The sequence below is a fragment of the Rathayibacter sp. RFBD1 genome (assembly GCF_002932915.1).
Taxonomy (GTDB): domain Bacteria; phylum Actinomycetota; class Actinomycetes; order Actinomycetales; family Microbacteriaceae; genus Rathayibacter.
This window is the reverse complement of sequence record NZ_PSWQ01000022.1, coordinates 59,885-78,429: the sequence shown is the minus strand read 5'-3', so window position 1 is coordinate 78,429 and position 18,545 is coordinate 59,885. Positions and strand designations below refer to the sequence as shown.

The window sequence follows — 18,545 nt, the reverse complement described above, 5'->3', positions numbered from 1 at the left end:
TCTGCAATGTTCGCTGGCCTCCAGGGGTGGCACCTCCTCATCATCCTCGCCGTGATCCTCCTCCTGTTCGGTGCGCCCAAGCTCCCGCAGCTGGCCCGCAGTGTCGGGCAGTCGATGCGGATCTTCAAGAGCGAGGTCAAGACCATGAAGGACGAGGACGGCACCGAGCGCCGTGAGTCGACCGAGGGGACCACCGGCACCGTCGCCGGATCCACCGGCACGACCACCGGCACCGGCACCACCACGCCGCCCGAGTCCCCGCTCAAGTAATGACGTCCGTGGCACCGAAGAAGCCACGGACGAAGCGGACGAAGAACCCCGACGGGCGCATGTCGCTCGGGGCGCACCTCGTCGAGCTTCGCAACAGGCTCTTCAAGTCGGCGATCGCGATCGTCATCGCGTGCGTCGCGGGGTGGTTCGTCTCGGAGTGGGTCTTCGAGGCCCTCAAGGCTCCGATCTCCGAGGTGGCCTCCACCCAGGGCAAGGAGGCGATCCTCAACTTCCCGACGATCGCCGGTGCCTTCGACCTGCGGCTGCAGATCGCCATCACGGTGGGCATCGTCCTGGCGAGCCCGGTCTGGCTCTACCAGATCTGGGCGTTCCTCGTCCCGGGCCTGACCCGCAAGGAGATGCGGTACGGCCTCGGCTTCATCCTCACCGCCATCCCGCTGTTCTTCGCGGGCTGTGCGGCCGGCTGGTTCGTGTTCCCGCACATCGTGGAGCTCCTGACGAGCTTCACCGGCAGCAACGCGGCGAGCTTCCTCGACGCCAAGATCTACTACGAGTTCGTTCTCAAGCTCGTGCTGGTCGTCGGCATCGCCTTCGTGCTGCCCGTCTTCCTGGTGCTCCTCAACTTCCTCGGCATCCTCCCCGGCATGCTGATCCTCAAGTCGTGGCGCATCGCGATCATGGCGATCGTGCTCTTCACGGCGATCGCGACCCCCGCGGCCGACCCGATCTCGATGTTCCTCCTGGCCATCCCGATCATCTTCCTGTTCTTCCTCGCCTGCGGGATCGCGATCCTGCACGACCGGCGCGCCGCCAAGCGCCAGCTGGTGTTCGACGGCAGCCCCTCCGATCTGCCCGCGTGACCGGACCGTCTCCCGCCGAGCGGTTCGCCGCGTTCCGGACGCGCCAGGGCCACGCGAGGGTCGAGGCGTTCCGCTCGACCCTCGCGTTCGACCTCGACCCCTTCCAGTACGAGGCCTGCAGCGCTCTCGACGACGGCCACAGCGTCCTCGTCGCCGCGCCCACCGGCGCCGGCAAGACGGCGGTGGCCGAGTTCGCGATCCACCTGGCCATGCAGGACCCGACGGCCAAGGTCTTTTACACGACGCCGATGAAGGCGCTGAGCAACCAGAAGTTCCAGGAGTTCGTCGAGGACTACGGAGCCTCCGAGGTCGGTCTGCTGACCGGCGACTCCAACGTCAACGCGCGCGCCCGCATCGTCGTGATGACGACCGAGGTGCTGCGCAACATGCTGTACGCCGACTCGGACCTCCTGCGCGACCTCGCCTACGTCGTGATGGACGAGGTGCACTACCTCGCCGACCGCTTCCGCGGCGCCGTCTGGGAGGAGGTCATCATCCACCTCCCGCAGCGCGTGCGGCTGGTCTCGCTCAGCGCGACCGTGTCGAACGCCGAGGAGTTCGGCGACTGGCTCCAGACCGTCCGGGGCGAGACCGAGGTCATCGTCTCCGAGGAGCGGCCCGTCCCGCTCGACCAGCACGTCCTGGTGGGCGGCAAGCTGGTCGACCTCTTCGACTCCTCCGGTCGGGCGGCGACGAACCGGGTGAACCCCGAGCTCGCCCGCATGGCCCAGGGCGGCTCCCGGGTCGAGCGCGGCGGCAGGGGCGGCCGCAACGGCCGAGGCGGTCGCGGCCGCTACCCGGAGCAGCGCACCGAGGAGCTCGTGCTGCGCTCGGAGGTCGTCGAGATCCTCCGCGGCAAGAACCTCCTCCCCGCGATCTTCTTCGTCTTCAGCCGTGCGGGCTGCGACCAGGCCGTGCGCCAGGTGCTGCGGTCGGGCGTGCGCCTCACCGAGCGCCACGAGCGCGACGAGATCCGCGCGATCGTCGAGGAGCGGTGCCGGACGATCCGCGACGAGGACCTCGCGGTGCTCGGCTACTGGGAGTGGCTCGACGGACTCCAGCGGGGCGTCGCCGCGCACCACGCCGGGATGCTCCCCGCCTTCAAGGAGGTCGTCGAGGAGCTGTTCCTGCGCCGGCTCGTGCGCGTGGTCTTCGCGACCGAGACGCTCGCGCTCGGCATCAACATGCCGGCCCGCACGGTCGTCCTCGAGAAGCTCGAGAAGTTCAACGGCGAGGCGCGCGTCCCGATCACACCGGGGGAGTACACCCAGCTCACCGGCCGGGCGGGCCGACGCGGCATCGACGTCGAGGGCCACTCGGTGATCCAGTGGCGCGGCGGGATGGACCCTCAGGCGGTCGCGTCCCTCGCCTCCCGGCGGACCTACCCGCTCAACTCCAGCTTCCGCCCCAGCTACAACATGGCCGCGAACCTGATCGAGCAGTTCGGGCGGGTGCGCACGCGCGAGATCCTCGAGTCGTCGTTCGCGCAGTTCCAGGCCGACCGGTCCGTCGTCGATCTCGCCCGCCGGGTCCGCCAGCAGGAGGAGTCGATGGCGGGCTACGTCACGGCGATGCAGTGCCACCTGGGCGACTTCGAGCAGTACGCGGCGATCCGCCGTGAGATCGGCGACCTCGAGCGCCGGGGCGCGGTGCGCGGCGAGTCGGCCTCCCACGCCGAGCGCGAGAAGCGCCAGGGACAGCTCACGAGCCTGCGGCGTCGGATGAAGGCGCACCCGTGCCACGCCTGCTCCGACCGCGAGCAGCACGCGCGCTGGGCCGAGCGCTGGTGGAAGCTGCGCCGCGAGACCGACGAGATCGAGCGCCAGATCCGCTCGCGCACCGGCGCCGTCGCCCGCATCTTCGACCACATCACGGACGTGCTGCTCGAGCTCGGCTACTTCCGCCGGGACGAGGTCGGCGAGCTCTCGCTGACGCCCAACGGTCGCACGCTCCGCCGGATCTACGGGGAGCGGGACCTGCTCGTCGCCGAGTGCCTCCGGAAGCAGGCGTGGACGGAGCTCGATCCGGCCGGCCTCGCGGCGATGGCGTGCTGCCTGGTCTTCGAGCCGCGACGCGAGGAGGGGACGCTCGGCGAGCAGTTCCTGCCCCGCGGCGCGTTCCCCGAGGCGCTGGAGAGGACCCAGCTTCTGTGGGCCCGGCTCGACGACGTCGAGCGGGAGCACCGCTTGCCGGGCAGCAACCCGATCTCGACGAGCCTGGCGCTGTCCATGAACATGTGGGCCAAGGGCATGCCGCTCGACATGGTGCTCCGCGAGTCCGACATGGCCGCCGGCGACTTCGTGCGCTGGGCGAAGCAGACCATCGACCTCCTCGACCAGCTCTCCGTCGTCGCCGAGGGCAAGGTCGGCCGCGCGGCCCGGACCGCCCTCGACCTGGTCCGCCGCGGCATCGTCGCGTACTCGACGGTCGCATGACGCCGATCGCTCCTCCGCCCGACGGGCGGACCGTTCCGCTGTGGGTGGCGCTGCCCCTCGCCGCCCTCGGCGGCGCCGTGCTCGACCGCGGCTTCCCCGACTCCGACGTCTGGCCGCTGGCGATCGTGGGCGCCGCGGCGATCCTGTTCGCGCTGGCGGGGCGCGGCTTCTGGAGCGGGAGCCTCGTCGGCCTCGTCGGCGGAGCGGTCTTCTGGGGCGTCCACATCGAGTGGCTGACCCTCTACCTCGGCCCGGTCCCGTGGGCGGCCCTCGCCGGCCTGCAGGCGATCTTCTTCGCGCTCTCCGCGGGGCTGATGGCGGTCGTCTCCACGCGCGGCCACCGCGTCTGGACGGGACCGCTCGGCCGGATGGTCGGCCTCCCCGCCCTCCTGGGGGCGCTCTGGATCGGGCGCGAGTCGATCACCAGCGTCTGGCCCTACGGCGGCTTCGCCTGGGGCCGCCTCGCGATCTCGCAGTCCCTCGGCCCGCTCGCCGGTCTCGCGGCGTGGATCGGCTTCGCCGGCCTCGGCTTCGTGGTGGCGTTCCTCGCGGCCGTGCTCGCGCAGGCCGTCCGCGAGATGTCCGTCCCGGCCTCCTCTCGCGTCAGCGCTCTCGCGGGCTTCGCGATCGTGGCGCTGGTGTTCCCCGCCTGGCCGGCACCGACGGAGGGCACGACCCGGATCGCCGCCGTCCAGGGCGACTCCGATGCGGGCCTGTTCTCGCAGAGCTACCGCGGGCAGATCCTCGAGGACCACACCTCGGCGACGCTGCCGATCCTCGATCAGGACGTCGACATGGTGGTGTGGCCCGAGAACGGCGTCGACATCGATCCGACCCGGAACGCCCAGTCGGCCGCCGTCCTCGACTACCTCAGCCGGACGATGGACGCGCCGTTCGTCGTGGGCACGATCACGAACCCCTCGGACGACGTCTTCTACAACAGCTCGCTGCTCTGGAAGGCGGGGGAGGGGGCGACGCAGGTCTACGACAAGGTGCATCCCGTCCCGTTCGCCGAGTACATGCCGGACCGGGCGTTCTGGCGGATGTTCGCTCCGGACCTGGTCGACCTGGTGAGCCGCGACTACTCGATCGGCACCCGTCCCAACGTCTTCGACGTGAACGGCGTGCTCGCAGGCATCGCGATCTGCTTCGACATCTCGGACGACGCGCTGACGAACGCGATGGTCGACGGGGGAGCCCAGGTCATCCTCGGGCAGACCAACAACGCCGACTTCGGCCGGACCGACGAGAGCGTCCAGCAGCTCGCGATCGCTCGCCTGCGGGCCATCGAGACCGGGCGCAGCGTGGTCAACATCTCGACCGTCGGGACGAGTGCGATCATCGGGCCGGACGGCGCGACGATCGACTCCCTGACATGGTTCGAGCCGGGTGCCATGGTGGACGAGGTCCCCCTCAGCTCCACCACGACCCCGGCTCTGGTGTGGGCGCGAGACCTCGGCTGGTACTTCCTGGCCGCCGGTCTCATCGGCATGGTCTCGTTCGTCCTCAGGACGCGCGAGCCGCGACGCCGTTACCGCTGACCGGCGCTACGCGCCGATCTTGTGCTCGCCGCGCCTGGCGCGCAGATAGGCGAGCCGCTCCTCGAGCAGCTCCTCCAGCTCCGCGCGGGTCCGACGCTCGAGCAGCATGTCCCAGTGGGTGCGCGGAGCCTTCTGCTCGCCCTTGTCCACGACGACCGGCTTCGAGTCCACCATCAGAGTGGCCTCGTGACCGCAGGAGCGGCACTCCCAGGTCTCCGGTGCTTCCGCGTCGGCCGAGAACACCATGTCGGTGTCGTGGCCGCAGTTCGCGCAGTGGTACTCGTACGTCGATCGCGGGGAGAAGACGACGCCTTCTTCGCTCTGCAGGCTCTGGGATCCGAGCCGCATTCCTCGCAGGCTTCGATCTGCCATTGTGTGGTCTCCTCTCGCTGTGCTTCCCCAGTGTCAACGTCGTACCTGGAGGTGGTCTTCCCGTCCCTGCCATTGCCAGAGAATCCTCAGGTCGGAGGCGTATTCCGCGGTTCCTGAGGGCGTGGCTGACGGGCGCTGAGGAAGGCGTCGACGGCCGCTCGGGCGAGGTCGGTGCGGTCGGTCACGAGCCCGTCGATCCCGAGCGCGAGGAGCTGCTCCATCCGCTCCGGATCGTCGATGGTCCAGAGGTGGATCTCGCAGCCGGTCACCCGCAGCCGGGCGAGGATCCGCGGCTCGGCGACGCGGAGGCCGAGCGCGCGCTCGGGCACCTGGAGCGCGTCGATGCCGCGGAGAGCGAGACGCACGGGGAGGGCGGCGCCGAGGTGGGCGGCGACCAGGGCGACGACGAAGCGGACCGCCGACGCCGAGGTCGCGGCGCCGGGAAGACGGCGGAGGGCCGCTGCTCGACGGATCTCGGAGAACGAGGTGATCAGGACGCGCTCCGCGGCGGCGGCGCCGGACACCGCCGCGACGACCGGGTCGATCGCGTCCCGCGACTTCACGTCGATGTTGAAGCGCGCGCGGGGGAGTGCGGCGAGGGCCTGCTCGAGAGAGGCGAGCCGGGCGCCGCCCGCCAGTCGGAGATCGGCGAGCTCCTCCCACCGGGTGGCGGCGACGACGTGGCGGCGGCCGGAGCGGTCGATCACCTCGGCGTCGTGGACGAGCACGGCGACCCCGTCGAGGGAGGCGCGCGCGTCCGTCTCGAGGAGGTCCGCACCCGCGGCGAGGGCGCGTTCGAAGGCGGCGAGCGTGTTGCCCTCGGCCTGCGGGCCGAACCCGCGATGCGCGATCACCCGGGGGGTCGGCCCGCTCAGGGCGAGGGGTCGCTCAGGGGTGCGCATCGCGGACCGGGTCCGCGGCTAGACGGCCGGCGGCGGGGGAGTGGGCGCCGAGCCGGGGGCTCCGTCGGTCGTCGCGGGCGCCACGGGGGCGGACGTGTCGGATCCGGGCTCGACAGGAGTGGAGCCGACGGACCCGGATGCGGCAGGCGCGAACGCCGCAGGCGCCGACGGGGGTGCCGCGTCCTGCGGGCGGACCGCCGAGGCGGACTGGCCGCGCTGGCCGAGCGCGCCTCCGATGCCCTTCAGCGCCTCGGTGAGCTCGCTCGGGATGACCCAGAGCTTGTTCGCGCTGCCCTCGGCGATCTTGGGGAGTGTCTGGAGATACTGGTACGCGAGGAGCTCGCTGTCGGGGCGGCCCTCGTGGATGGCGTGGAAGACGGTGGTGATCGCCTTGGCCTCACCCTCGGCCCGCAGGACCGCCGCCTTCGCCTGGCCCTCCGCAGCGAGGATCGCGGCCTGGCGCTGACCCTCGGCGTTCAGGATCTGGGACTGCTTGGTGCCCTCGGCGGTGAGGATCACGGCTCGACGGTCGCGCTCGGCGCGCATCTGCTTCTCCATCGAGTCCTGGATGGAGAGGGGCGGGTCGATGGCCTTGAGCTCCACGCGTCCGACGCGGATGCCCCACTTGCCGGTGGCCTCGTCGAGGACGATGCGCAGCTGCCCGTTGATGTTGTCGCGGGAGGTCAGCGCCTCCTCGAGGTTCAGGCCGCCGACGACGTTGCGGAGCGTGGTGGTGGTCAGCTGCTCGACCGCGCCGAGGTAGTTGGCGATCTCGTAGGTCGCCGCGCGGGCGTCCGTCACCTGGAAGTAGACGACCGTGTCGATCGAGACGACGAGGTTGTCCTCCGTGATCACGGGCTGGGGCGGGAACGAGACGACCTGCTCGCGCAGATCGATCAGCGGGCGGACCCGGTCGATGAACGGCACGACGAGATTGAGGCCCGGCAGCAGGGTCTTGTGGTACTTGCCGAGGCGCTCCACGACCCCGGCGGTGGCCTGGGGGATGATGCGGACCGCTCGGAAGAGGACGACCAGGGCGAAGAGGACGACGGCGGCGACGACGACGATCGTCACGACGGAGGACGGTGTCACGGTGTGCTCCTTTCGGCGGGGACGACGACCGCGGTCGCGCCCTCGATGGCGGTGACGACGACTCTCTCGCCGACTCCGAGTGTGCGGTCCTCGACGAGCGGGGACAGGCGGACGGTCCAGGTCTCGCCGTTGGCGAGCTTGACCTGGCCGGCTCCGGGGGCGGCGAGGACGACGCTGCCGGAGAGCCCGAGGAGAGCGTCCGCTCCGCTGGGGGTGGGATCGCCGCCCCGCTTCAGCAGCCGCAGCAGCGGCGGACGGACGGTGAACAGCAGGAGGGCGGCGAGGACGGCCGCGACGGGGACCTGGACCCAGAAGGGAGCCCCGACCAGCCCGGTCAGCAGTCCGCCGATGCTGCCGACGGCGAGCATCAGGAACGTGAACTCGAGAGTGATCATCTCGACGATCACGAAGATGAGGATCAGCGCGAGCCAGAGGATCCACGCGTACTGGGTGACAGCGTCCATGCTGTGTGCTCCTTCCCCTCGACGAGCATTCCCAGGCTATCAACGCCCCCCGGACGAGGGCTGGGAGAGGGGGTGCGCCGACGGTCTCGAGGCCCTTGGTAGACTCCTCCGTCGGGCCGTGGCCCGTCATCGTGCCCGATCCGGTCTCCGAGCCGGCGTCCTGGAGGAATACCCGTGTCCAATCCCCTCGCCCCCGGCTCCTTCGACGGCAAGCGCGCTCTCGTCACCGGGTCGTCCCGCGGCATCGGCGCCGACACGGTCCGCTACCTGGCCGAGGCCGGAGCCCGCGTCGTCGTCAACTACCGCTCGAAGGCGCCGCGCGCCGACAAGCTCGTCGCGCAGATCGTCGAGGCCGGCGGCACCGCCGTCGCCGTCGGAGCCGATCTCACCGACGCCGACTCGCGCGCCGAGCTCTTCTCCCGCATCGAGAAGGAGTACGGAGGACTGGACGTGCTCGTCCTGAACGCCTCCGGCGGCATGGAGAGCAACATGGGGGAGGACTACGCGATGGTCCTCAACCGCGACTCGCAGGTCGCCGTGCTCGACGCGGCGCTGCCGCTGCTCTCCGAGGGCTCTCGTGTCGTGTTCGTCACGAGCCACCAGGCGCACTTCATCCGGACCACGCCCACGATGCCCGAGTACGAGCCCGTCGCGCTCTCCAAGCGCGCCGGCGAGGACGCCCTGCGCGAGCGGATCGGCGAGCTCGCCGAGCGCGGGATCGAGTTCGTCGTCGTCTCGGGCGACATGATCGAGGGCACCATCACCGCGACCCTGCTGGAGCGCGCGAACCCGGGCGCGATCAGCTCGCGTCGCGAGTCGGCCGGCAAGCTCTACAACGTGCAGGAGTTCGCGGCCGAGGTCGCTCTGGCGGCCGTCGAGCCGATCCCCGCGGACAACACCCGCCTCGTCGGCGACATCTCCGACTTCGCCTGATCCTGTCCGGGGGCTGACGCCGGCGCACGGGTCTGCGCTCCTCGACGGATGACCCCGGTCGACGGCAGCGGACCGGCATCGGGGGAGTCCGATGCCGTCGTGGGCGCAGTCCGTCCGTCGGCGGACACCGGGCGGCGTGAGCATCCTTCTCGATGCAGCCGCGGTGATGGTGAACCTGCGGGAGCGCTCGCAGGGCCGCTGACGCGCGTTACCGCAGGCGCCCGAGAGGATCGGGCCGACGACGGCGTCCGCGCCACGATGACCGTCGATCCGCAGCTGCGGCTGGTCACGCGCTTCGACACTCCGACCGAGACGTGCTGGTACGAGGACGTCGAGGCGTGGGTGGAGCATTCGCCGATCCGCTGATGACGTGCCGGACCGTCGGGCGGCCTCAGTCCCGGTCCGTCCGGCCCCTCCGCCGTTATCCGATAATGCACATTATGTCAGTTCGACCGAAGTCCCGTTCTGCAGGGATGGCGATCGGCTCCCCTCAACGCTCCTGCGACAGGACGTCATCGATCGCCGCCGCGCTCCGATGGCAGACCGGGCGCTTCGACGGTGAGGCCTCGGATCACCGCGGCGACGACCATGCGCTGCGTGAGTTCGGCGCTGGTGTCCACGGGCCACTGGCTCACCGACCCGACGTGCGCCGCGACGACCGCCTTCGCCAGGACGGCGGACTCGACGGCGGGGACGCGGCCGTGCACGGCGGCGAGGGCGGCGAAGCGCTCGCCCAGCTCGCGCGAGACGCGGTCGTCGTCGATCATCATCCGCTCGGCGAACTCCGGGTCCGCGGCAGCGCGTGCCAGGAGCACCGACCGCAGGGAGAACCACTCGCGGCTGGACGGGAGCGCGTCGAGGAGGGAGCGTACGGCGCCGTCGAGGGTCGCCGCGCGGTGCTCCTCCTGCAGCTGGACGTCGAGGGCCTCCTGCAGGCTCCCCCACACTCTCGCGGCCTGCTCCTCGTGGAGTGCGAGGAAGAGCTGGTCGACACCGGCGAAGTTCGAGTAGAACGCGCCGCGGGTGAAGCCCGCCTGCGCGCAGATGTCCTCGACGCGCTGGCCGATGGTGCCCGTGCTCTCGAAGAGCTCGGCGGCCGCGGCGAGGAGACGTCGTCGCGTCTCGCTCCTCCGCCGGACCGGAGCCTGCTCGCCTGTGACCACGCCCCCAGCCTATTCGGATCCTTGCGCTGGATGGGCCTTTTCAGTACGTTTCGTTTCCAATGCATACCGTATCGAGAACTGGAACGCCCGAACCTCGACGGCGACGGTCCCGGTGGCTGCCGACCGCGACCGTCGTGCTCATCGGGGCGGTCCTCGCCTGGCTGAACCGGGTGGAGTGGTGGGGGTGGCTCGTCGTCGCGGCGGCCGCGGTCCTGATCGCGGCCGTCTCGAGGAGCTGGCGGCACCGGCACTGGATGCTGCGTACGGCGGCCTGGGTCGCGTCCGCAGGGCTCGTCGGAGCCGTCGCCCTCGCCGCGGGTCCTCTCCCGGCGACGCGGACGCTCGCCGGTCCGCACACCGCCCCGGTCACGACCCGGCAGGGCGACGTCGTCGGTGTGCACGACGCCGCGGCCGGGGTCGACGCCTTCGCGGGGATCCCCTACGCCGCTCCCCCGGTCGGCCCGCTGCGCTGGGAGGCGCCCCGCCCGGCCCCGCAGCGGTCGGCGACCCTCGTGGCCGACGACTTCGGCCCCTCCGCCGTTCAGCCGGAGCCGACGTTCCTCTCCCGAGCGGCGACCCGCGTGCTCGACCTGCCGCTGGAGGAGACGCTCCTCGGCGGGTACGCGACGGACGAGGACAGCCTCCGCCTGAACATCTGGACGCCGGCCGGCGGGGCGGGCGACTCCAGCCCGGTCCTCGTCTACCTCCACGGCGGCGCGTTCGTCTCGGGGTCCGGCGCCCTCCCCGCCTACGACGGCGCGGCGCTCGCCTCCCGGGGCGCGGTGGTCGTCACCGTCGCCTACCGTCTGGGCGTCCTCGGTTTCCTCGCCGGTGATGTGCTCGGCGGCGGCACCCCGGGGAACCAGGGACTGCTCGACCAGGTCGCCGCTCTGCAGTGGGTGCAGGACAACATCGCCGCTTTCGGCGGGGACCCGGGGCGGGTGACGGTCGCCGGCCAGTCCGCCGGCTCCGGCAGCGCCTGCATCCTCGGGGCCTCGCCCCTCGCGGCCGGCCTCCTCCACGGGATCATCGGGGAGAGCGGAGGATGCCTGGGGTCGGCGGGAGATCGCGAGGCCGGCGACCTCTACGACGACGCCGCCACCGCACGGGAGGCGGCTGCGCGCCTGAGCGAGGCCCTCGGCGGGGCGAGCCTGGCCGAGATGCGGGCCCTGCCGGCCGAGCGCATCGTCGCGGCCGCCGCGGGCCTCTCGCAGCACTGGTGGCCCTCGATCGACAGCGTCGTCCTCCCCGACACGCCGCTCGCCGTCTACGAGGCCGGTCGGCAGAACGACGTCCCCCTCCTGCTCGGCAGCAACTCCGACGAGACCTCGCTCGATCTGCTGGGAGGCGTCGACCCGGATCCGGACGCCTACGAGCAGGAGGTGCGCCGGGAGCACGGAGACGACGCGGACCGCTTCCTCGCGCTGTACCCGGGTGCCGTCGAGGACCAGGTCGTCGACTCCCGGCTGCGCGCCGGCAGCGACCGGACGATGACCGCCCCGATGCGGCTCTGGGCGCTGACGGCCGCCCGGACCGGGCGGGCGCACGTCCACGCCTACATCTTCACGCGCACTCCCCCGGAGAGCGGACTCGAGCGGTTCGGCGCGTACCACGGCGCCGAGGTGATGTACGCGTACGGGAACCTCGGGGCGGACGGCGACGCCGACTACACGGACGTCGACCGCCGGCTCGAGCAGGAGATGACCGCGCGCTGGCTCGCGTTCGTCTCCCACGGCGATCCGGACGCCGCCGGCCGCGAGCGGTGGCCGGCCGTCCAGGAGGATCCGGACAGCGTGCTCGAGTTCGGCGACGTCGTCCGGGTCGCCGGGCGCCCGTCCCCCGACGCGGTCGACTTCTGGCTCGCGGGGACGGGCTGACGCGGGGCGCTCCTCGCGGCGGAACCCTCCGGTCAGCGGGGAGCCTCCGCTCAGAGCTGCCCGACGAGGTGCGCCTGCCGGCCGTCGCGCGCGAAGACCGGGATGACGGCCAGCGGCGCGTCGGCGACGATCCACTGCCCGCCCTCGTGCTCGGCGCCCGTCGAGAGCTCCGTCCAGCGCGCCCCGGCGGGCAGGTAGACCCGTCGGGAGACGTCTCCGGCGTGCGTGACCGGAGCCACCAGCAGGTCCGAGCCGAAGAGGTACTGGTCGGCCAGATCCCAGGCCTCCGGGTCCCCCGGGAACTCGTGGAACACCGCGCGCAGCACGGGCTGGCCCAGCTCGTGCGCCTCCCGCATCGCCTCGCGCGTGTACGGGCGCAGGGTCTCGCGCAGATGCAGCAGGCGGGTGAGGATCGGCGTCGCCTCCTCGCCGAAGCTCCACACCTCGTTCGCGGCTCCGGTCGCGGCGCGGCGGCTCCCGTCGGCGGCCGTGACCGGGGCCGACGGCGCACGGTCGCCGTGGAGGCGCATCACCGGGCTGAACGCGCCGAACTGGAACCAGCGCACGAGGAGCTCACGGAACTCCGGATCCGACGGGTCTCCCCCGGCGAATCCTCCGATGTCGGTCGTGAACCACGGGATCCCCGCGACGCCCATGTGGATGCCGGCCGTGATCTGGTGGCGCAGGTCCGCGAAGGTCGAATGGATGTCGCCCGACCACACGAGCGCGCCGTAGCGCTGGCTGCCCGCCCACGCGGTGCGGACGAGGTTGACGATCGCGGTCTCCCCGCCCTCGCTCTGCCCCTCGAAGAAGCCGCGGGAGAACGCCTGCGGGTAGAGGTTGCCGACCTGGACGGCGGGGCCGGCGGCGTAGCGGTAGTTGTCGAAGTCGTAGACGCCGTACTCGGGCTCGGCCTCGTCGAGCCAGAAGAGCCGGATCCCGTGCTCGCCGTAGTTGCGCCGGCACGCCTCCCAGACGAACCTCCGGGCGGCGGGGCTCGTCGCGTCGTAGAACGCGCTCGGACCCTCGAACTGCATGTGCAGGTCCAGGCCCCGCTCTGCCTTGACGAGGAGGTTCCCCTTCTTCATCGCGATGTAGTTCTCGGACTCGACCGACACCTGCGGCCAGACCGAGACCATCAGCTCGATCCCGAGCTCGCGCAGCTCGGCGACCATGGCGGACGGATCCGGCCAGAACTCCTCCTCGAAGCGGAAGTCGCCCATGTGCGGCCAGTGGAAGAAGTCGGCCACGATCACGTCCATCGGCAGGCCGCGGCGCCGGTGCTCGCGGGCGACCTCGAGCAGCTGCTCCTGGTTCCAGTAGCGCAGCTTGCACTGCCAGAAGCCGAGGCCGTGCTCGGGCATCATCGGGACGTGCCCGGTCGCGTCGGCGTAGGCCCGGGTGATGTCGGCCGGGGTCTCCCCCGCGGTCACCCAGTAGTCGAGCTGCTGGGAGGACTCGGCGGACCACTCCGTGCGGTTGGCCGCGAAGGTCGCGCGGCCGATCGCGGGGTTGTGCCAGAGGAAGCCGTAGCCGCGGCTCGACAGCACGAACGGGACGCTCGACTGGGAGTTGCGGTGCGCGAGCTCGAGCGTGCAGCCCTTCAGATCGAGGATGTCCTGCTGGTACTGCCCCATCCCGTACAGCTTCTCGTCGGGGGACGTCTCGAACAGCGCGGTCAGCCGGAAGTCGCCGCCCAGGTGCGGACGCTGCTCGCGGGCGCGCAGCTTGAGCGCTCCCCCGCTCCCGAGCTCCCGGAAGAGCAGCTCCCCCCGACGGTCGTAGAAGGAGAGGGAGCAGGAGAGCTCGTGGTAGCCGGTCTGGTACCCGTAGCCCTCCTGCTGCTCGAGGACGACGGTGATGCCGCCGGCGCGCAGCGTCGCCCGCGGTCCCTCGATCGAGACCTCCGGCGCGTGGCGCTCGGGGGCGATCAGCGCCCAGTCGGTGTCGAGGACCTCCCCGGACCGGCGGGCGCGGACCCGGACGCTGTCCCTCCCCCACGGCTCGACGACGACGGTCTCGCCGTCGCCGCGCCAGACGAGGCGGTCCCCCTCGAGCGCGAACGCGTCGGTGTCCATGTGCTCCTGCTTCCTCGAGTCGGGCACGGCGCTCAGTCCTTGACCGCGCCGGCGGTGACCCCGGCGGCGACGTAGCGCTGGGCCACGATCAGCAGCACGGCGGCCGGGATGGAGGCGATCACGGCGGTCGCCATGATCCCGTTCCAGTTGGTGGTGGTCGATCCGATGTAGCGGTAGAGGCCGAGGGTGAACGGCACGATGCTGTTGCCCGAGGTGAGCGAGTTCGCGTTGAGGAAGTCGGCCCAGGCGAACAGGAACGAGAACAGGCCCGCGGTCACGATCGAGTTCCGGCTCAGCGGGATGACGATCGAGACGAAGGAGCGCCAGTTGCTCGCACCGTCGATCCGCGCGGCCTCGATCAGCTCGTCGGGGATGCCGAGCATGAAGGCCCGGAGGATGATCACCGCGAACGGCACGGAGGCGGTCGCGTCGGCGAGGATCAGGCCCGGATAGGTGTTGAGCAGCCCCAGCGCGTTGTAGATCGCGAACAGCGCGGTGACCAGGACGATCCCGGGGATCATCTGGGCGAGGAGGAACACGAACATCACGACGCCGGTCCCCCGCACCCGGAACTTCGCCATCGCGAAGGCGGCGGGCAGGGCGATCGCCAGCGTCAGGATCACGCAGCCGATCGAGATCACGAGGCTCGTGATGAGGTTCGGCAGCTGCGTCGAGAACGCCTGCACGTACCCGTCGAGGGTCGGGTCGCCGGGGAACAGGCTCGGCGGGGTCTGGATCAGGTTCTGCGGCTTGGTCAGCGAGACGTTGACCATCCAGTAGAGCGGGAAGAGGAGGAAGCCGCAGAGCACGATCGCGATGACCACGTCGATCCCGCGGCGCAGCCCTGTGGTGTGCCGGTTCATCCGAGGTCCTCCTTGCGCTGGGCGCGGATGTAGATCACGCCGAAGACGAGGGCGACGATCACGAGGATCTGGCCGGCCGCCGCACCGACTCCGAACTGCAGGTCGGTGAAGGACTGCTCGTAGGCCCAGGTCGCGAGGGTGTGCGAGCTGTTGGCCGGGCCTCCCTTGGTGAGGATCCAGATGACGTCGAACACCTTGATCGTGTAGACGAGGCCGAGGAGGAGCGTGACGGAGGTCACCGGTCGCAGCAGCGGCCAGGTGATGCTCCAGAAGGACCGCCAGCGCGAGGCGCCGTCCAGTGCCGCGGCCTCGTAGAGGCTCTCGGGGATGCCCTGCAGGCCTCCGTGCAGCAGCACCATGTTGAACGGGATGCCCAGCCAGATGTTGGCGATGATGACCGCCCACAGCGAGACGGACGGATCGGTCAGCCAGCCGACCGGCGTGCCGATCGCGGCGTTCAGGATGCCGAACTGCTGGTCGAAGATCCAGCGCCAGGCCGTCGCCGAGACGATCAGCGGCAGGAGCCACGGCAGCAGGATGAGGGAGCGGAACGTCGCCGAGAGCGGGAAGCGGCGGCTGAAGAACAGCGCCAGGGCCATGCCGATCGTGAACTGGCCCACCAGCGAGACCACGGTGAAGACCACGGTGTGCCAGGCGATGCTCGCGAAGATCGGATCGGTGACGACCGTGACGTAGTTGTCGAAGCCGACGAAGGGGGCGATCCCGGTCACGAAGGACGACGGTCCGAAGTCCTGGAGGCTGAGGACGACGCCGCGGATGATCGGGTAGACGAAGAAGACGGCGAGGAAGATCACCACGGGCGCCATGAAGGCGGCGGCGGCGAGGCGGAGGTGGGAGCGGGGTCGGCGGCGGGCGGGCGGCCTGGTGGCCGCCCCGCCCGCGACCGGCGCCGTGAGCACGGCGGGGTCGGTCATGCGGCCGCTACTTCAGGCTCGCCGCGGCGTCGTCGAGGGCCGCCTGCGGCGTCTTCGAGCCGGTCAGCGACTCCTGGATCGCGGTCCAGAGCGCCTTCGAGGTGTCGGGGTAGGCGACGCCGAGGTCGCTGGTGCGTCCCTGCGCGACCGAGATGGCCTCCACCCACGGCTGGAGCGCGGGGTCCTCGGTCGCCTGCTCGGCGGCCGCGTCGGCGTACGGCATGATGTACGACTGGCCGGCCGCCCAGGCCTTCAGGCTGTCGGGCTGGATGACGCACTGCGCGAACTCCGTGGCGAGCGTCTGCTTCGCGGCGTCGGAGGCGACCACCTCGACGAACTCGCCGCCGAGCGGGCTCGGTGCCGCTCCCCCGTCCTTCGCCGGGATCGGCACGACGCCGTAGTCGATGCCCGCCTCGTCGAGGGCGGAGAGCTGCCAGGTGCCGTTGACCATCATCCCGAGCTTGCCTGCGAGGAACTGGTCGCGGACGTCCTGCTGGTTGGCGTTGACGTTCGCCTGCGAGGCCGAGCCGCTCTTCACCAGGTCGGTCCAGAGTGCGAGCGCCGAGACGGCGTCGTCGGAGGAGATGTCCTCGAGGGTCGCACCGGAGCCCCAGAAGAAGGGCAGGAACTGGAAGGTGCCCTCCTCGGTGCCGATCGCGGAGAAGCCGAGCCCGGTGACGTCGCCCGCGGTGAGGGCTTTCGCGGCGGTGGTCAGCTCGTCCCAGGTCGTCGGCGGAGTGACGCCGGCTGCCTCGAAGAGCGCCTTGTTGTAGAAGAGCGCGAGGGTGTTCGAGCCGATCGACGAGCCGTAGGTCTTCCCGTCCAGCTGGCCGGCGGCGAGCACGTTCGGGAGGACGTCGCTGGTGTCGAGCCCGGAGGCGGCGTTGTCGACGAGCAGGCCGGTGTCGGCGAACTTCGCGACGTTGGGGTTGTCGAGGACGACCAGGTTCGGCGTGGTCTTCGACGCGGCCGACTGCAGGAGCTTGGTGGTGAGGTCGGGGTCGGAGGTGCGCTCGAGGGTGATCCCGGTCGAGGCCTCGCAGCCGGCCAGGAGCTGGCCGTAGGGGGAGGACGCGTCGTACTGGGTGAAGCTGTCCCAGAGGGTGAGCGACTTCGACGAGTCGTCGCCCGCTCCCTGTGCGCTGCACGCGCTGAGGGCGACTCCGGCGATGAGGACGAGGGAGGCGGCGCCTGCGGCCCGTCGGATGCTGTTCTTCACGGTATTCCTCTCTGAATACGGTCGGAACGAGCGGAGCGCTCGCGCCGGGAAGACCCTCCGGGGGCGCCCGCTGGGGCGGTCCGTCCGGAAGTCGTGGCGAGCCTAACCGAGTCGGAGAACCGGTTCAATAGATTTCGGAGAACCGGTTCACCGATCGCCCGGGGAACGCCCCCGGCGACCCGGTCGACGTCAGCCGCGCGCCCGCCGCCACGAGGGGACGACGCCCCGGCTGGTGCCCGGCGAGAAGGGCGCGGTGGTGCCGAGGTCCACGACCACCGCGGGCAGCAGCTCCGTCACTCCCGGAGTCGCGGTGCCGGCGAGCTCGTCGAGCACCAGGTCGACCGCCCGCGAGACCATCTCGTCGCCGGGCAGGTCCACCACGGTGACCGGCTGGTCGGCGTGCCGCATCACCGCCTCCGGGGCGATGGTCATGATCGAGCAGTCCTCCGGGACGCGCAGGCCCAGGCCACTGAGGCGCTGCAGGAACGGCTCGAGCACGCCCGGCCCGTGCGTGACCACGGCGCTCAGGCCGGGGAGCTGCTCCTGCGCCTGCTCGAACCAGTCGTCGACGTCGTCGGTGCTGGGGATGACGGCTCCCCGCACGCCGCGCAGGCGGCACTGGTCGAGGAAGCCCTCGCGGAACCGCAGGGCGAAGGCGTAGCCGCTCTCGTAGGCGTCGGGGCCCATCCCGAGGACCGCGATCTCGACGTGCCCGAGGTCGGCGAGGTGGTCGACGGCGACCCGCGCCGCGCCGTCGAAGTCGAGGTCGATCGCGCTGAACGGGCTGCCCTCGCCCGGGTAGCCGACCAGCGCGGTCGGCAGGCCGATGCTCGCGAGGACCGGCAGCCGGGGGTCGTCCCGGCGGATGTCCATCACGACGAGCGCGTCGGCGAGGACGTCGCGCGCCAGCTCCCCCTCGCCCGTGCCCATCATCAGCAGGTCGAAGCCGCGGGCGCGGGCCGCGTACATCGCCGCCCGCACGAAGCGCATGAAGACGTCGACATCGGTCTGCCGCGACTCCGGATCGACGGAGGCGAAGAAGCCGAGGATGTTCGTGCGCCGCAGCGCCAGGGCCCGCGCCATCGGGTCGGGCCGGTAGCCGAGCCGCTCGACGCTCGCGAGCACGCGCAGCCGGGTCGCCTCCGGGAGCTTCTTGTTGCCGGAGAGCACGTAGGACACCGTGCTGCGGGCCACCCCCGCATCGGCCGCGACGTCGCGAATGGTCACCATGGGCTCAGCGTAGTGAGGGCCCGGCGACGGGAGGGCCCGCCGGCGACCCCCTCGACCGGCGGGCAGCAGCGTGCGCACCCGGGCGGTCCGGCCGTCCCGCCGTGGGGGGAGAGCCGTCCAGGCGAGCCGCGCGACGGCGCCGACGGACGCAGGCCGCGGACGAGCAGTCGGTCACGGTTGCGCACGGGTCCGACGGGCACGTACGGTCGACCCGTACCTCGTCGCGAGCCGCGACGTCGGTGCGGCCGCCACACCGGCCGATCCAGCGGCTCGCGGTCACGGGGGCTCCCCGCACGGAAGACGGACTCTTGCGCCCCAGCACCGGTACTGCGTCCACGACGCAGCAGCTG

At 71.4% G+C, this 18,545-nt stretch carries 16 protein-coding genes; 6 read left to right on the top strand and 10 right to left on the bottom strand.

Annotated features, from left to right (window positions below; all coding sequences use genetic code 11):
- The first annotated feature begins 6 nt into the window (after positions 1-6).
- The 4 genes from tatA to lnt are packed head-to-tail and all read left to right on the top strand — an operon-like array spanning position 7 to position 5,067.
- A complete protein-coding gene (gene tatA, locus C5D50_RS12495) occupies positions 7-270 on the top strand; it encodes a Sec-independent protein translocase subunit TatA (protein WP_104222022.1) in 264 nt (87 codons plus the stop codon).
- Entirely contained in the window at positions 270-1,091 is an 822-nt protein-coding gene (tatC, locus tag C5D50_RS12490; RefSeq protein ID WP_374952911.1) for a twin-arginine translocase subunit TatC, read from the top strand. Before tatA ends, tatC begins: the two co-directional genes overlap by 1 nt.
- Complete coding sequence (locus tag C5D50_RS12485) at positions 1,088-3,526, top strand: RNA helicase (protein WP_104222026.1); 2,439 nt, start codon at positions 1,088-1,090, stop codon at positions 3,524-3,526. Before tatC ends, C5D50_RS12485 begins: the two co-directional genes overlap by 4 nt.
- Complete coding sequence (gene lnt / locus C5D50_RS12480; protein WP_104283650.1) at positions 3,523-5,067, top strand: apolipoprotein N-acyltransferase; 1,545 nt, start codon at positions 3,523-3,525, stop codon at positions 5,065-5,067. The genes C5D50_RS12485 and lnt overlap by 4 nt, the downstream gene beginning before the upstream one ends.
- 6 nt (positions 5,068-5,073) lie before the next feature.
- On the opposite strand, the gene C5D50_RS12475 is transcribed toward lnt, so the two are convergent.
- The 4 genes from C5D50_RS12475 to C5D50_RS12460 all read right to left on the bottom strand — a co-directional run bounded on the left by C5D50_RS12475 (position 5,074) and on the right by C5D50_RS12460 (position 7,897).
- Entirely contained in the window at positions 5,074-5,439 is a 366-nt protein-coding gene (locus C5D50_RS12475; protein WP_068207052.1) for an RNA polymerase-binding protein RbpA, read from the bottom strand.
- An 86-nt stretch (positions 5,440-5,525) separates the two neighbouring features.
- Complete coding sequence (locus tag C5D50_RS12470) at positions 5,526-6,341, bottom strand: glycerophosphodiester phosphodiesterase family protein (RefSeq protein WP_104232600.1); 816 nt, start codon at positions 6,339-6,341, stop codon at positions 5,526-5,528.
- A gap of 18 nt (positions 6,342-6,359) precedes the next feature.
- Positions 6,360-7,415, bottom strand: a complete 1,056-nt coding sequence (locus C5D50_RS12465) for an SPFH domain-containing protein (RefSeq protein ID WP_374955349.1) — start codon at positions 7,413-7,415, stop codon at positions 6,360-6,362.
- Between the two features lie 14 nt (positions 7,416-7,429).
- Complete coding sequence (locus C5D50_RS12460) at positions 7,430-7,897, bottom strand: NfeD family protein (protein ID WP_104283648.1); 468 nt, start codon at positions 7,895-7,897, stop codon at positions 7,430-7,432.
- Between the two features lie 174 nt (positions 7,898-8,071).
- Between C5D50_RS12460 and C5D50_RS12455 the strand changes: the two genes are divergently transcribed.
- Entirely contained in the window at positions 8,072-8,830 is a 759-nt protein-coding gene (locus C5D50_RS12455) for an SDR family oxidoreductase (protein ID WP_104250337.1), read from the top strand.
- A 512-nt stretch (positions 8,831-9,342) separates the two neighbouring features.
- Here C5D50_RS12455 and C5D50_RS12450 read toward each other — a convergent pair.
- On the bottom strand, positions 9,343-9,993 hold the full coding sequence (locus C5D50_RS12450) for a TetR/AcrR family transcriptional regulator (protein ID WP_104283647.1): 651 nt from the start codon (positions 9,991-9,993) through the stop codon (positions 9,343-9,345).
- Between the two features lie 134 nt (positions 9,994-10,127).
- Here C5D50_RS12450 and C5D50_RS12445 point away from each other — a divergent pair, with 134 nt between their 5' ends.
- The gene (locus C5D50_RS12445; RefSeq protein WP_219814719.1) at positions 10,128-11,870 is read left to right on the top strand and encodes a carboxylesterase/lipase family protein; all 1,743 of its coding nucleotides are present in this window, start codon (positions 10,128-10,130) and stop codon (positions 11,868-11,870) included.
- A 50-nt stretch (positions 11,871-11,920) separates the two neighbouring features.
- Here C5D50_RS12445 and C5D50_RS12440 read toward each other — a convergent pair whose 3' ends face one another.
- From C5D50_RS12440 to C5D50_RS12420, 5 genes are all read right to left on the bottom strand, one after another.
- On the bottom strand, positions 11,921-13,948 hold the full coding sequence (locus tag C5D50_RS12440; RefSeq protein ID WP_104283666.1) for a TIM-barrel domain-containing protein: 2,028 nt from the start codon (positions 13,946-13,948) through the stop codon (positions 11,921-11,923).
- A gap of 32 nt (positions 13,949-13,980) precedes the next feature.
- The gene (locus C5D50_RS12435) at positions 13,981-14,811 is read right to left on the bottom strand and encodes a carbohydrate ABC transporter permease (protein ID WP_104222044.1); all 831 of its coding nucleotides are present in this window, start codon (positions 14,809-14,811) and stop codon (positions 13,981-13,983) included.
- Positions 14,808-15,746, bottom strand: coding sequence for a carbohydrate ABC transporter permease (locus tag C5D50_RS12430; RefSeq protein WP_104225253.1), 939 nt, complete (start codon positions 15,744-15,746; stop codon positions 14,808-14,810). The genes C5D50_RS12435 and C5D50_RS12430 overlap by 4 nt, the downstream gene beginning before the upstream one ends.
- 7 nt (positions 15,747-15,753) lie before the next feature.
- Positions 15,754-16,965: an extracellular solute-binding protein gene (locus C5D50_RS12425; protein ID WP_104222048.1), complete on the bottom strand. Its 1,212-nt coding sequence runs from the start codon at positions 16,963-16,965 to the stop codon at positions 15,754-15,756.
- Positions 16,966-17,154: 189 nt separating this feature from the next.
- Entirely contained in the window at positions 17,155-18,195 is a 1,041-nt protein-coding gene (locus C5D50_RS12420; RefSeq protein ID WP_104222050.1) for a LacI family DNA-binding transcriptional regulator, read from the bottom strand.
- Positions 18,196-18,545 lie beyond the last annotated feature (350 nt).